At 68.0% G+C, this 14,580-nt stretch carries 8 protein-coding genes; all 8 read right to left on the minus strand.

All coding sequences use genetic code 11. The features are described 5' to 3' along the window. Positions 1 to 254 precede the first annotated feature (254 nt). Positions 255 to 1,946: an ABC transporter ATP-binding protein gene (locus tag ABRP98_RS07560; RefSeq protein WP_349858421.1), complete on the minus strand. Its 1,692-nt coding sequence runs from the start codon at positions 1,944 to 1,946 to the stop codon at positions 255 to 257. Positions 1,947 to 1,984: 38 nt separating this feature from the next. Then, positions 1,985 to 3,763 (minus strand): ABC transporter ATP-binding protein, encoded by a 1,779-nt coding sequence (locus ABRP98_RS07565; RefSeq protein ID WP_284783413.1) that lies wholly within the window; start codon positions 3,761 to 3,763, stop codon positions 1,985 to 1,987. Next, a complete protein-coding gene (locus ABRP98_RS07570) occupies positions 3,760 to 4,443 on the minus strand; it encodes a class I SAM-dependent methyltransferase (protein ID WP_284771094.1) in 684 nt (227 codons plus the stop codon). Before ABRP98_RS07570 ends, ABRP98_RS07565 begins: the two co-directional genes overlap by 4 nt. A gap of 107 nt (positions 4,444 to 4,550) precedes the next feature. Beyond that, the gene (locus tag ABRP98_RS07575) at positions 4,551 to 5,288 is read right to left on the minus strand and encodes an ABC transporter permease (RefSeq protein WP_284771093.1); all 738 of its coding nucleotides are present in this window, start codon (positions 5,286 to 5,288) and stop codon (positions 4,551 to 4,553) included. After that, positions 5,285 to 6,037, minus strand: a complete 753-nt coding sequence (locus tag ABRP98_RS07580) for an ABC transporter permease (RefSeq protein WP_005510617.1) — start codon at positions 6,035 to 6,037, stop codon at positions 5,285 to 5,287. The genes ABRP98_RS07575 and ABRP98_RS07580 overlap by 4 nt, the downstream gene beginning before the upstream one ends. Beyond that, a complete protein-coding gene (locus ABRP98_RS07585; RefSeq protein ID WP_349858424.1) occupies positions 6,034 to 7,077 on the minus strand; it encodes an ABC transporter ATP-binding protein in 1,044 nt (347 codons plus the stop codon). The genes ABRP98_RS07580 and ABRP98_RS07585 overlap by 4 nt, the downstream gene beginning before the upstream one ends. After that, positions 7,074 to 8,252 carry a saccharopine dehydrogenase gene (locus ABRP98_RS07590; protein WP_349858426.1) on the minus strand — a complete coding sequence of 393 codons (1,179 nt, stop codon included), beginning with the start codon at positions 8,250 to 8,252 and terminating at the stop codon, positions 7,074 to 7,076. Before ABRP98_RS07590 ends, ABRP98_RS07585 begins: the two co-directional genes overlap by 4 nt. Next, positions 8,245 to 14,577 carry a non-ribosomal peptide synthetase gene (locus ABRP98_RS07595; RefSeq protein WP_349858428.1) on the minus strand — a complete coding sequence of 2,111 codons (6,333 nt, stop codon included), beginning with the start codon at positions 14,575 to 14,577 and terminating at the stop codon, positions 8,245 to 8,247. Before ABRP98_RS07595 ends, ABRP98_RS07590 begins: the two co-directional genes overlap by 8 nt. Positions 14,578 to 14,580 lie beyond the last annotated feature (3 nt).

Genomic DNA, 14,580 nt, shown 5'->3' on the forward strand with positions numbered 1-14,580 from the left:
AAGGAACGCAGACAAACATAACCTGCCCCTGCACAGGGGCAGAGTTACGAATCCTGGGTAACCTCAAGCGGAACTGCAAACAACGTAATGGGGCTATTTTCGCTTTCTAGGAAGCTTCAGCCTTACAGCTCGTCGGTGTTCGTGCTGCTCGGCGTTTTCGTCGGCGGTTTCGCTCTGCCCACCGAGCGCCTGGCGGTGGGATTCGGGAAGCTGCGGCAGGGCGGCCCGTGAGGGCATCGACCAGGTGATGAGGATCAGGCGCCCGAGGAGCTCCCCGTCCGACACGCCCACGACTCGGCGTAGCGGCCGCCCTTCGCCAGCAATTCATCGTGCGTGCCCCGTTCTGCGACCGTCCCGTCCTCCGAAAGCACGACGATGAGGTCGGCATCGCGGACGGTGTGCAGGCGATGGGCGACGACGATCACGGTGCGATCGCCGCGCAACGCCTCCATCGTGCCGACGATCGCCCGCTCAGTGGCCGCATCCAGCGAGGACGTCGGCTCGTCGAGAAGCACCACCGGGGAATCCTTCAGAAGCGCCCGGGCGATGGCGAGGCGCTGCCGCTCGCCTCCCGACAGCAGCGTCCCCTCCTCCCCCACCGGGGTATCCCACCCGGAAGGCAGCAGCTCCACGATGCGGTCCACCCCGGAACGCCGAGCGGCCTCGCGCAAGCGGTCCCCGTCACCGGGCCCGGAACCGAATTCGGGGTCGGCGAAGACCACGTTGTCCCGCACGGACGCGTCGAAAAGGAACGTCTCCTGGAACACCGGGGTCACCAGCGAGTTCACGCCGTCGGTGCCGATCCGAGGCAAGGGCACCCCGCCGATGAGGATCTCCCCCGAGTCCGGATCATGAAAACGCGACAGCAGCCGCATGACCGTCGTCTTGCCCGCCCCCGACGGTCCCACTACAGCAACCAGCGCTCCCTGAGGTGCACGGAAGCTGACGCCGTCGAGAACCTTCTTATCCCCGTACCCGAAGCTCACGCCGCGGAACTCCACGTCATGCCCGTTGGGCAGCTCCGGTGCGGTCGGTTCGGGAAGGGCGGGGATCGCCCGCAGGTCACGCAACGCAGCCAACGTGTTGCGGCCCGCACCGAAACCGCCGGACAACGCTCCCGCCGTGGTGATCGGTCCGGTGAACTGGACGACCACGATGAGCATTGGCGCCAACTGCGCCGGCGCCATCCCGCCCGTCGCGGCGACTGCTACGGCGACGATTACCGCCGCCGTGAACACCGCATGGACGACCGAACTCAACCGTCCGATGGCCGCCCCCTGCGTCGACGTCGCCTTCGCGAACGTATCGTGTTGGGCCCGGATCGCCTCATCCACCATCGCGTCCGCCGCCGAACCGTCGCTCGCGGCGCGAATCGCCTGCTGGCAGCGGGTGAACTCGATCAGCCTGCCGGAGACGGCAGCGACGGCGTCAGCATGCGCTTCGTCCGACTCCCCGCCGACCCGGCCAATGGCCCGGTAGGCGAAGAAGAGCACCGGCGCCGACGCGACGAGAACCAAACCGACGCGCCAATCCACCGCCAGAATTCCGAAGGCGATGACGGTCGGCGCAACCACCGCGGCGATGACGGGCCGCAGGATCACGTGCGGCACGGACGCCGCGAACGCGATACCCGACGACGCCATCTCCGAAAAGCGGCCGGCCGTGGACTTGGTGACGTACCCGAGTGGCAACGTCAGCACGCGTTTGCCCAGGGAACGCAGCAGGGACGACAGCACCGCTGCGGAATTCGCCCTGCCGACCGTCCCCGCGGCGAGGGACAGCACCGCATGGGCGACCGCGAGGCCGGCGATGACGCCGGTGAAACGCCACGCCGTCGCATCATCTCCCTCGGCCAGAGCCGACAGCAGCGGCAGCAGCGCGACGAACGCCGCTCCCTGGGCCAGCGAGGCAAGCGCGGCCAACGCAATGAGCCACGCCAGCGTCATTCTCGAGCGCCGATCCGTCATCGACCACAAGTCCCGAATCATCGGTTCCCCGCCTTTTCATCGTCTGATTCAGTGCCCCGCGGAGCGGATGGTTCGTCGTCGAGCGCGAACGCGCGCCACAAATCCCGGTAGCGGCCACCGCGCGCAAGCAACTCGTCGTGGGTACCCGCCTCCGCGACCGCTCCCCCATCGAGAACGAGGATGCGGTCGGCGTTGCGGATCGTGCTCAACCTGTGCGCGATCACAATCACCGTCCGCGAACGGGCCAAACGCTCGATTGCGGACTGGATGAGGGCCTCGGAAGCCGGATCCGCATAAGCGGTTGCCTCATCGAAGATGAGCACCGGCGCGTCCGTGACGATCGACCTCGCGATGGCCACGCGCTGCGCCTCACCGCCGGAAAAGGTCACGTCGACGTTGACCACCGAATCCAGACGCTTCGGCAGCGCCGCGATGACCGCATCGAGGTTCGCGAGCTTCGCGGCCGCCATGATTTCGCCGTCGGTGGCGTCTCTCCTGGCCAGCCGGATGTTCTCCCGCAACGGCAGCGTGAGCAACTGCGGATCTTGGAACACCACCGACACCGAGCGGTGCACGTCGCGCACGGCGATGTCGCGAAGATCGGCGCCGCCCAGCAGCACCGAGCCTTCAACGGGGTCGTGGAAACGCGCCAACAGCCGGGCGACGGTGGACTTTCCGGAACCGGAGGACCCCACCAGCGCAGTGAGGGTCCCCGGTTCGAACGTCGCGGACATCCCGTCGAGGACCCGCGGCCCATCGCCGTAGGAGAAGACCAGGTTCCGGACCTCGAGCGCGCCTCCGCGCACGGGCACCGGATCGGCGGGCTCGGCGATTGGCGGCGTGCCCAGCACCTCCGCGATGGACTTCAGGGCGGCAATCCCCGCGATGATGGGTTCGGAGTTCATGGCCACCCGCACGATCGCCGCGGAGAGTCCAAGGCTGAGAACCAGCCCGGCGACGAGACCCTCCGGTATGCCGCCCGCGGCGTCCCTCAGAGCGAGGCCGGCCCAGCACACCACTGCGAGAACTGTGATCGGGGACGTCACCACGTCGATGAACCCGAGATAGATGTTCGACTGCCGGGACCAGGCGGACCACGCGCGGACGAACGACAACGCCGCGGCATCGTAGCGACCCGCGCCCTGGTTGGCGCGTCCGAAGGACTTCATCACCGGGATACCGCGCACCAACTCGATGACCGCGGCCGTCACTCCTTCGGAGGCTCGCTCGTAGTCGCGCTGAAGACCGGCTCCGCGCGAAATCATCACGCCCATCAGGGCGAAGGTGACCAGCACCGGGACGATCGCCACCGCCGCGATCCGCCAATCCACCGCGACGAGCGCGATGAGGGAAAGCAGGGGAACCAGCACCGCCACCACGGTCTCACCGACGGTGTGGCCCATGAGCTGGTGGACAGCCGCGACGTCCTTCTCAACCGACCCGATGATTCCCGACGAGCGCCGGGCGTCCAGCCAGCCCAGCGGCAACTTCCGGATTTGGGCGACCAGCCGGCGCCGGAGGTGGAGCTGCAGGTCGTTATCCGCCCGGTGCGAGAGCATGCCGGCGGCGCCGTCCGCGGCCATGCGCACCGTTGCGGCGACGACGATGACAGCCACGGCCAACCACGTCCGATGCTCCGGGGCCTCCGGGTACGTCATCGCGATGTCGATGATGCCGACCAGCGAAGCGACGGTAGCCACCGACGACAGGACGGATAACGCGACCACCGCACGCATCCGCGTCCGGATCGGGGCGAGCAGCGACCACGGGCCTACGGTCCCGTCCACGGCGCTCACTTGCCCGCCTCCCCGATCGCGCTTTTCTTCGTGAGAGTGCAGAAGTACACCATGCCGGCGTGTGAGGCTCCGCCCAGCTTCAGCCCGTTGGCTTCGGCGAGGTCCTCGAGCTCGCTGCCCCGGAACACCCGGTGGCCCATCTTCGCCATGACGGCCATGTCGACCCGCTCGTTCACGTCGGGATCCTCGGCGAACGTCTGCACGTAAGCGATGCCGCCGTCGGCGAGCAGACCGGCGACCCTGCCGAGCGCGGCACCCGCATCCTTCATTTGGTGGAGCGCGCCGCACACCCAGATTTCATCGGTCCTGCCGGGCTCTCCCGCGAGCGGCGCGAGGACGTCGGCGACGTGGAATTCCGTCCGGGCCCCGAGCCTTTCGACGGCGGCGCGTTCGCGGGCGATGCGGATCGCATTGGGCGACAGGTCGTAGCCGACGATGTTCGCCCTGCGATAGCGAGGCTCGGCGGCGAGCATGCGGGCGAGCCACCCGGTTCCGCAACCGAGGTCGAGAACCCGGGCCGGCGCATCCGGCCCGGGATCCAGCGCACGGAGCTTCCGATACACGGCGGCGGCGTCCATCGGTTCACGCGCATAGCGGCTGAGGAACCTCGGCTGGACCTTGTCCTCGTAGGCCGCGAGGAGTCTGCGGTTGTTCTGGACGATCTGGGCAATCGACTTCATCTGGTTCTGTCTCCGGGGTGTGTGGGCCGCGTCCACGCGGCAGTTTCGGGTTAGGTGCTCGGGTTCGCGGGCCGTCGTCGGCGGCGCCGCTCCAGTGGACGTGCCCGTCATGCAGACTCCCCCGGCCTCGTTTTCACGGCGATGCCCCACGCCGCGAGCACGGCGATGCCTAAGAACCAGGCCGCGCAGACCACCAGACCCGCAGCCCCGGTGCCGTTGACGGCCTCGCCTGCCGCGGATACGGGGGTGTGCCCGGCGATTCCGCGCAGGAGGGGACGGAAGTGGTCGGCGGGCATGAGCACCGTGTTGACGAACATCGCAACGATGATTAACGGGATGAGGGCCACGGACCCCTGGGGGCTGGTGATGGAGAACGCGATGTACGTGCCGGTGCATGCGGCCGCCGCGGCAACCATCGCCCCGGTCACCGCGATCCTCCACCACCAGGACACCTCCGGGGGGCCGTCGGAAAGCAAGGCGGCCACCGCCGCGACGACGGCCGTCATCGCCATGATCCGGATGAACTCGGCAATGATCCGTGCGGCCGACACGGCCGCGTACGGTGACGGCATGGTGATTAACCGCTCGTGGAAGCCATTGCTGCGTTCAACGAACACGGTGGACGATCCCGTGATGGCCAGGATGAACGCCCACGCCGTCACGACCAGGATGACCGCGTTCCGGAGTTCGAACTCTCCGGTGAGCTGCCTGACCAGGCCACCGAACATGCGGTTGACGATGAACAGGTACACGAGCGGAGCAATGAACGTCATGAACCAGAAGTCGGGGCGCCGCAGCCAAATGTGGGCGATGCGCCGCAGATGCACGAAGATGGCGCCGATCATGATTCGCTCCTCGAGGTGAACCGGCGGATGAACAGGACGATTCCGGCGACCACCGCGACACCGAGCCACAGGGCTGCCTCTTCCCCGGCGCTATCCGGGAAGGCGTCCGGGGACGCCGCCCTGATCACCTCGATCATCGGCGAAAACGGCATGTGACGTACGACGTCGCGCAGGGAGCCGTCCAAAGCGGTCGCCGGAATGAACGCGGTGGAGAACATGAGCAGCAGCATTTCCAGCGCCTGGATCGATGAGGCCGTCGACACCGGGGCGGGCACCATCAGGATCACCCCGTCCGTGACCAGGGACAGGACCGCCGCGGCGAGCAGCGACCACAGGACAGTCCACGCGACGTCACCGACAGCCATGTCGAGGCCGCAGGCCCACGCGACGACCAGCAGCGCCGCGATCGACGCGGACATCCGCAGCACATCGGTGGCGAGCCTGCCGGCGACATAGCCGCCTGTGGCCCCGGGCAACACGCGCACGCGGTCAACGAGCCCGGATTCGACGTCCTGTCCCACCGCCATCGCCGACGCCGCGGCGGTGAACATCGCCGCCTGGAACAGGCAGCCGCCGAGCACGAAACGCAGGTACCCGAAGCCGGATTGCCCCGCCGAGTATCCAAACACCGCGTACAGGCACAGCAGGAAGAGCGGCGGAACTACGAACATGGAGATCAGCGACGCGGTGTTGCGTCGCAACAGCAGCAGATCCCGACGGAGAAACGCCGCGACCGACGTCGCACTCATCGCGCCGCACCCCCCGCGTTCATCGATATGAACACCTCGTTGAGGGTGGGCGACGACACGCTCAGCGAATCCGGCGACGCTTCCGAGGCCTCCATCGCCTGCGCCGCCGCCTCGAGGACCCGCGGTCCGGGGTCGACGTCGAGGGACACCGACTTCCCCGCGACGCGGGCGCCGTCTAGGCACGTTCCCCCGAGGCAGCGGGCGAACGCCTCCGCCTCGGCGGCGGTGGCGAAGGACACGCGGAGCACGTGCGACCCGAAGTCGCGGCGCAATTCCTCCGGCGTTCCGCTGGCGACGATGCGGCGATCCTTGAGCAGATGGACGTGGTCGGCCAGCGCCTCCGCCTCTTCCAGGTACTGGGTGGTCAGCACCAGGGTCATTCCGTCGTCGCGCAGTTGCCGGATGAAGCCCCACAGCTCTTCGCGGCTGACAGGGTCCAGCCCCGTCGTGGGTTCGTCGAGGAACAGCAGCCTGGGCACGACGCACAGCGACGCGGCGATGTCGAGACGGCGCCGCATGCCACCCGAATAGGCCGACGCCAGCGTCGAGGCACTGTCCGCGAGCGAGAATTGCGCGAGCAGTTCCGTCGCGCGGGCGGCCGCGGCGGCGCGGTCGAGTCCGCGCAGCCGCCCGAAGAACTCCAGGTTCTCCCGGCCGGTGAGGTTCTCGTCGATCGCCGCGAATTGGCCGGTGGTGGCAATGTCGGCGCGCACGCCCGCCAGGTCCTCTTTCACATCGCGCGAGAAGATGCTCACCTCGCCGGAGTCGGCGGTGATGAGCGTCGACAGGATTCGGATGAGGGTGGTCTTGCCTGCACCGTTGTGGCCGAGGAACGACACGATCGCCCCGGCGGGCACGGTAAAACTCACGCCGTCGAGCACATGCTTGCGCATCCGGGCGCCGCGCTTTCCCTTGCGCCCGCCGTCCGGCGGGGCACCTGCCCCGCCTTCGGGCGGGGTGCCCGCATTGCCCGCAATCGGGTAGCTCTTCGTGAGGTCGCGGACGACGATCGCCGCACCTCGTTCAGCTTGTTCCTTCATCGTTTCCCCTTTTCTTTGGTATCGCAGTGGGCCGCTGTCGGCAGCGGCCCCGTGGTCGAGTTGTCATGCGGCACCTCGATATGGATGCCCGCATCGCGGGCGAAGGCGAGGACCGGTTCGAGGAGCCGGGGGTGGCCGACGAGATCCCGGCACCCCGGCGCGACCGGCTTCCCCGCGACCGCCACAACGGTGGCGGCAGCAATCGCCGCGGTCATTTTGTAGGAACCCGGGCCGGTCGCCCGGACGACGGTCGTCTCGGCCGTCGGCCCCGCATCGCCCGCGCCGGCGGACGACAGTGCGACGACCAGCTCGGCGGGTTGCGGAGTGCCCTTCACCCGCGCCTTCCGCGATGTCACGGCCGCCCCGAGACGGGCGAGCAGACCGGAGACAACGGGCATCGCGTACAGTCTCGACGTGCAGATCTTCTCCACCGACTCATCGGGGAGAGCATCGAAGGCGACGTGGTAGGAATAGCCGCGGATCGAGGGGCACACCTCGCGTACGACGTCGATGTCCGGGCATTCATAGCCGATTCCGCTTTGCGACGACACCGGGTTGCGCCGCACTTCGACAATGGCGCCGCCGAGCATTGCGCGGTATCCGCCGCGAATGGTCCGGAACATCGACTCGACCGACGCGGCCCCGGATTCCTGGTCGGCGCCGATTCGCAGATCGACCCGCACATCGCGGACCTCTTCGACCCCCGCAGCGCGGGCCCCGAGAATCAACAATGCCGTCGACAAGCCCGGGCACAGGCCGAACCCGGTGAGCACGGGAACCCCCTCCCGCCGGGCATCCCCGTCGAGGGCCATGATTGCGCGGCGGGCGTCGATCGAATCGTTGACGTCGATGTACCCGGTACCTGAGTCGATGCAAGCACGGGCGAGTGAGTCTGCGTTCACCTCGAACGGGCCGGTGCAGTTGACCACCCAATCGTGTTTTCGGAAGACCCTGCAGATCTCGTTGTGGCCGGCGGCGATCCTCAGCGGGAAGTGCCGCCCCGGGCCATCGTCTGGCTTCTGCCGGGAAGTGTAGGCCAGCTCAATCCCGTCGACGACGCCGAGCATCCCCCGGACGAGCCGTCCGGTGACGCCGGTACCTCCGGCCACCAGCACTTTCACGGGTTCGCCCGCGTCGCGGTCCCGTGCTTCCCCGCCGTTTCGTCGGTCAGTCATTTTCCATCTCGTTTCCCCGGTCCCGCGACCGGTCGATTCCTTCGGACGACGGGTCCGCTGCCCTGTCGTCCGTTTCCGGCGCCCGGCGCCGGCGTTCGATGTACTCCCCGATGAGGGCCCCGGTCAACGCGGCATCCTCTCCGAGGACGAACGAATAGTGGTTTCCCGCGACGCCGGCGACGCAGAGGTCATCGACGAGGTGATCCCGCCACTGGTCGTGGTTGTGAGCCTCGCCGTCATCGGGGAGAACGAACAGCGCCTCCCTCACCCGCCCCCCGGGCCGGTACCGGGTGCGGGCATCGATGAGCGAGCGCAGCGAGTTGAACTCCGTCGCCGTCACCCGGTCGCCGGAAAGCCCAAGGTCCTCCAGGAGCGTCGGTGCGACCGCTGCGGCCAGGGCACGCAAACGGGCCCCCCGTTCCCCGTCGGTCTCGTCGACCCCGCCGAACTCCGCCCAGAGGCGGGCAACCGGCGTTCCGTGCGGGAGATCGGCGATCGAGGGCACCACCCGGGACAGCAGCCCCTTTTCGGATTCCGCGCCGAAATCCCCGACGTCGACCGCGATCCCCGGAGCCAGGCTGTCGAGAAACACCAGCGCGGGATCAAGATCGGCCAAACGGAGCACCATCTCGGCCGCGATGGTGCCGCCGAGGCTCCATCCGACGATCGCCGGGGCGGCACCGTCGACGAGCACCTCGCGGACCCGGCCCGAGTAGTGGGCCGCGATGTCGCCGATGCCGATGGCGTGGGGGAATGGTCTCTCGAACTCCGCGAAGCCGACGCCCCACACCTGCCCGCCACCGGGGATCGCGAGGGCCAGGTCTCGGTAGATGTCGACGGTGCCGAATCCGCCGTGGACGAGGAAGATCGGGCGCGCCTCATCGCCGCTGCGCAATAGGACCAGCGAATGGTCCGCGGCCGACGCGCCGGGGTCATCCACGTCCCGCCGGTCGGTCGGCGTGGCCGTCGACTGGCCGACGAGCTCGGCCACGCCACGTGGCGTCGGCTTGGCCAGCGCTTCCGCGAGCGGTACCGACGCCCCGGTGATGTCCTGGATCCGCTGCATCAGATTCACGAATCCCAGGGAGTCGTAGCCGAGGAGGAACAGGTCGTCGTCCGCGCCGGCTTCAGCGCCGCCTAGGTCGGCCCGGACCATCCCGGTGATGACCGTCAGGTATTCGCGAACTCGGCCCATCAGGTCCCCGGATGCGATCCTCGAGATCGAGCCCGACCTGTCGCGCTCCGCCGATGACGCGCCCGCGACGCCGTCGCCGATCGCCCCACCGCTGGAAGAAGTGCCCCCGACCGCCAGGCGCAGGCGCCGAACCTGGCCGACGCTCAGCGGCGCCGCTTCGGGGCAGCCCCCGGCGAAGCCCGACACCGACCTGATGTAGTGGTCGAAGATGTCCTCCACCAGTTCCGGTTCCAGGATCTGCTCGACGAAATCCCAGGCGACGTTGATACGCCCGCCGACCTCCATCACTTGGTTGTCCAACAGCACCTGCGGGGTCTGGGAGATGGCGTAATCGACGTCACCCAGGACGTGGGCATCCCTACCCGAGCCATCGCCTGCCGCGGAACCCTCGCCGAACAGCAACGAGGTGTACACGAACGGCGCGATGGCCTGTCCGACGGGCAGACCCCGGTGGCGCGCGATGGCGCCGAGCAACGACACCCCGGAGTACCCGGCCGCCATGTGCCCGAGCAGCCGGTCGCGCAGTTCCGCCGTCCACCAACGGAGCTCATAGTCGGCGGCCGCTTTCACCGGCATCAGAATGACGCCGGTGAAATCACCGAAGACGCCGGCGAAGTCGGCGATTTCGGGATCACGGTTGTACGTGGTGATGTTGATGCCGACCGAATCCCCCCTCGACCACAGCGACAGGCTCGTCGCATAGCAGGCGAGAAGCAGTGCGGACACGCTGCCGTCGGCGGCGCTGGCCCGTTCCCGCAACAGTGCGGTTTCCTCAGCGGTGAACGTGTGCGACAGGCGACGCATCCGCGGCACATCCACGTCCGCGGCCGCACCGATTGATGGAAGGGTGTTGCCGGGCGGGAAGTCCTCGACCACCGTCCGAGTCAACGTCTCATCGCCACGCCCGACCGCCGAAGCCTCCCGGCGCTTCATCTCCAAGACGTACGTGCGGTAGTCGCCGGTGACGGGCGGAAGCTCCGTTCCCCGGTACAGCTTGTCCAGGTCGTCGATGAAAATCCGTTGGCTCGCCCCGTCTCCGATGATCATGTCCACGCTGAAGAACAGGCGGTGCCTCCCGTCCGGGAGCGCGAACGCCGACAGATGAAACAAGGGCCAGCTGCCCAGATCGAATACCTGGTGGCTCAGCTCATCGCGCTTGCGCCGCACCGCCTCGACCACGGTCGCCTCATCGGCGGCCCGGTAGTCGGCGACGGCAATGCGGTAGCGCGGAACCTCCGGCAGAATCCGCTGCGCGGCTTGTGCGGTGAACACGACGCGCAGCATCGGATGCCTGCGGATGAGGTTGTCGAGGGCGTCCTCCAGGCGGTCGATGTCGGTACCGGGTTCGGTGACGGATTCGATGTAGTAGTGCTCGGTGACGCCGCCCAGCTCGAACCCGGAGTTCCGGCCGACGTAGTAGGCCTTCTGCATGTCGGTCAGGGGGAACGGCGCGTGGGGGTCGTCCCCGAATTGTTCCACCGGATCCTTCCCGTGGGCACTCGCGGAGGATTCTCGGGCACCTCCTGCGGCTGAACCGGCACCGCCGGCACAATCGAGGGAAGACACTGCCTCGGCGACGGCTTCAGACTCGGCACCGGACTCCCGCATGGCCTCCGAGACAAGGCCGGCGATGTGCGCGATGGTCGGGTCGGCGATGACGTCGCGGAAACGGAGCCGGACGCCCGTCTTCTGCCGGATCGCGCGCATCATAACCTGGAATTGCAGAGAATCGCCGCCACGGCGGAAGAAGGACTCTCCCGCGCCGCACGCCGGATCCGCCCCACTCGTCGACGGGGCTTCCCCGAGGATCTCGTCGAAGACTCCGGACACCAACTCGATCGCCCCGGGGGCGGCGACGGAACCAGCCGCGCCCGCGGCTCCGGCCTCCGCCCCGGCGACCTCGCCATCGGCCGTTGCCCCGCCGCCCGCGGCACCGACGTGCCTACGAATTTCCTCCTGATCCAGTTTCCCGTTGACGGTGACGGGCAGGTGCGCCACGGGCAGCAGGACCGTCGGTACCATGTACGCTGGCAAGCAGCGGGCGAGCTCGGCCCGGACGGCATCCCGCGAGCCGGTCATGTCGTCCGCCGGAACGTAAAGGCACGCCAGGAGTCCCCGACCGCCCGATTCGACGACCGCCGCCATCGACGCGGTCACCAGGCCGGACCGCTCGAGGACCGATTCGATTTCTCCGAGTTCGACGCGGAAGCCCGCGATTTTCACCTGACGATCGCGGCGGCCGAGAAATTCCACGAAACCCTCCGCGTTGAAGATGCCCACGTCTCCGGTCCGGTAGCAGCGCCCGATGCCTGGGACATCCCCGAAGGCGGCAGCGGTCCGCTCCGGATCGGCCGCATACCCCTGCGCGACGCCGAGACCGCTGATGTGGATTTCCCCCGGCACGCCGACGGGGCAATGCACCCCGTCGGGCGCGAGCACGTGGATGCCCTGGTTCGCCAGCGGGTACCCGTAGGGAATGCGGTTTTCCAGGCTGTCGCGTAGCAGCGGGCAGTGGATGGACCAAATGCTTCCTTCGGTCGCACCGCCGAGGCTATTGATCGACGCGTTCGGGAACATGTCCATGGCCCGCGCCGGAAGCCCCGCTGCGATGCGATCGCCGCTGAGCAATACGGTGCGCACATCCGGGAACACGTCGTCGTCCGCCGCCCGGACCAGGGCGAGCTCCAAAAGGGCGGGCGCGGAGTTCCACAGCGTGACCCGCTCTTCCCGCAAGACGTCGAGGATTTCATCGGCGTCGCGCTCGTCTCTGACCATCGTCACCGTCGCGCCTGCCGCGAACGCCCCGAACACGTCGTAGACCGACAGGTCGAATCCCAGCGACGACAATCCGATGATGCGATCGGCGGAGGTGACCCCATACCGCCGGTTCACGTCGAGGATGGTGTTGATGCAGTTGCGGTGACTGATTCGCACACCCTTTGGCCGGCCCGTCGTCCCCGAGGTGAAGATTACGTAGGCAAGGTCGTCAGGGGCAGTGCCAAGCGAAGGGTGCGCACCCGCGCTGCCCGCGCGGTCGCAGACTTCCGCGGCTGCGGGCTTGCCGACGCCCGCCACTCCGCTTTGGTCCAGTTCATCGATCACGCCGGTGTCCAGAATCGGGCCCGACGCACCTGAGGCTTCCACGACGTATTCCTGTCGCTGGGCCGGCATGCCCGCGTCGACGGGGACGAATGCGGCTCCCGCACGCAATGCGCCGACCATGTTAACGATGTCGTCGGGATGCTTGGTGTAGCGCACGATCACCGCGTCCCCCGCCCCGACGCCGGAATCTGAGAGATGGCGGGCGATGCGTCCGGCCCGGGCCCAGACCTCGGCGTAGGTGTACGAGATGCCCCGGGCGGCGAGGCGCACGGCCGGCGCGTCCGGAGTCGCCGCGTATGCGGCTTCGACAAGCGAAACCAGGGTGTCATCGTGGATCGGGCCCGCAGCGTCGTTGTAGCGGGCGACGGCCCCCTCCGTCTCCGCATGACGGATGGGCAGAGCCTCTCCCCCCTCCGCCACCACGTCCAGGGCCTCCGCAACGACCCCGAACATCGCATCTGCCGCAGGGAAGTAATCGTCGACCACGTCCCACGACAACGTCATCCCGCCCGATGCCGGCATCACTTGGATGTCGAGGCACACCTGCGCGGTTTGCGTGTAGATGCGTTCGATGACCGGGCTGCGCCCGCTGCCCCGCTCGCCGCCGAGGTAGCTGGTGAACACCACCGGAGCAGTGGCCTGGGTCTGATTGGCCGCGTCCCGGAGGAATCGCTGTAGCACCTCCACACCGGAAACGCCGCGGTGGGACAGCCCTTCACGGATGTCCAGGTCGATCGCCTCCGCCAACCCGTCGATGGTCGCAGCTCTCCCGGCGTCGACGCCGATGAGCATCGATGAAGTGAAATCTCCCATCACCCTCGTGCCCGCGGCGAGGCCGCTGCGTTCGCTGACAGTCACGTTGACCGTCAACGCCGATTCGGGCAGCCACCTGCAGACGACGGCGGCGTTGACGGCCATTACCAGCGACGACAGGGTAACTCCAATGCGGCGGGCCCGTTCGCCGAGCTTGGCGGTGATCTCCGCGTCGAGCACCGTGCCCAAGCGCCGGGTCGACCAATCGTCGTCACCCCTCACGGCCGCCGGGAACTCCGGGCGCCGCGGCAGATCTGCGGCCTTCTTCTCCCAATAGGCGAGGTCCTCGGCCCGTTTCCCTTCGCGCCGGCGCGCAGAGATTGCCGCCAGGGCATCCCCATATTTGGAAGCCGGAGCCGGCGGCTCCCCGGCCAGCAGAGATTCGAGCTCGTCGAAGAACAGGTACACCGAACCCGCATCCATGACGATCATGTTGAAGTAGATGAACATCCTGCACCCGCCCGCATCTGCGAGCAGCCTCGCGGCGACCATGGGACCGTCCTCGTTCGACGATCGCGCCGCGGTTCGCATGTCCCGACGGATCTCCCCCACCGCCGCGTCGACATCGTCGCCGGACCCGACTACCTCGACGGTGGCGAGGCACGCGCCGGTCGGGCTCAAGACCCCGGCATCGACGTCGAGCCGATGGAACAGTACGTCGTGACGCCCGAAGACCACCCGCACGGCCTCCTCCACCTGCGGCAACGAATAGTCGTGCCGGGATTCCGCGTAAATGTACGTCGCTTGGCCGCCAAGCTCGATGTCCTCGTCCGCGCCGAGCAGGTAGGCGGTCTGGATTGGATTGAGCGGGACCGCATCCGCGGGACCGGCCCCATTTTTGCCGGCACAGCCGTCATCCGACTCACCCGTCGCTACAGCGGGGTCGGCCCCGGCAGCGGCGCCTGCGGCAGATCCGGCATCAGCGCCACCCCGGGCGGCGTCGATGACGGCCGCCAAATCAGCGACCGTGACCCCGGGGTCCATCGCCGCGTAATCGATGGTCACCCCGTACTCGTCCTCCAGCGCCAGCAGCATCTGGAGGAAAGTCAGGGAGTTCGGGATGTGGTCGCGGAGTTTCACGTCCGCCGAATCCAGGTGCACGCCGATGGCGTCGGCGATGGACTCCGACAGCCGTTCGGGGGCGACTCGGTCCCCGGTGCGAGCTCCTCCCACGGCGGTAGATGCGACGGCCGGCGCGATCGTTTCATTGGTCATCGT

The organism is Corynebacterium sp. KPL2838 (genome assembly GCF_040225455.1).
Classification (GTDB): domain Bacteria; phylum Actinomycetota; class Actinomycetes; order Mycobacteriales; family Mycobacteriaceae; genus Corynebacterium; species Corynebacterium rhinophilum.

Excerpts from the sequence above, each read along its gene's own strand:
- ABRP98_RS07595 (WP_349858428.1), bottom strand. The coding sequence starts at position 14,577 with ATGACCAATGAAACGATCGCGCCGGCCGTCGCATCTACCGCCGTGGGA.
- ABRP98_RS07560 (WP_349858421.1), bottom strand. The coding sequence starts at position 1,946 with ATGACGCTGGCGTGGCTCATTGCGTTGGCCGCGCTTGCCTCGCTGGCC.
- ABRP98_RS07575 (WP_284771093.1), bottom strand. The coding sequence starts at position 5,288 with ATGATCGGCGCCATCTTCGTGCATCTGCGGCGCATCGCCCACATTTGG.
- ABRP98_RS07580 (WP_005510617.1), bottom strand. The coding sequence starts at position 6,037 with ATGAGTGCGACGTCGGTCGCGGCGTTTCTCCGTCGGGATCTGCTGCTG.
- ABRP98_RS07585 (WP_349858424.1), bottom strand. The coding sequence starts at position 7,077 with ATGAAGGAACAAGCTGAACGAGGTGCGGCGATCGTCGTCCGCGACCTC.
- ABRP98_RS07570 (WP_284771094.1), bottom strand. The coding sequence starts at position 4,443 with ATGAAGTCGATTGCCCAGATCGTCCAGAACAACCGCAGACTCCTCGCG.
- ABRP98_RS07590 (WP_349858426.1), bottom strand. The coding sequence starts at position 8,252 with ATGACTGACCGACGAAACGGCGGGGAAGCACGGGACCGCGACGCGGGC.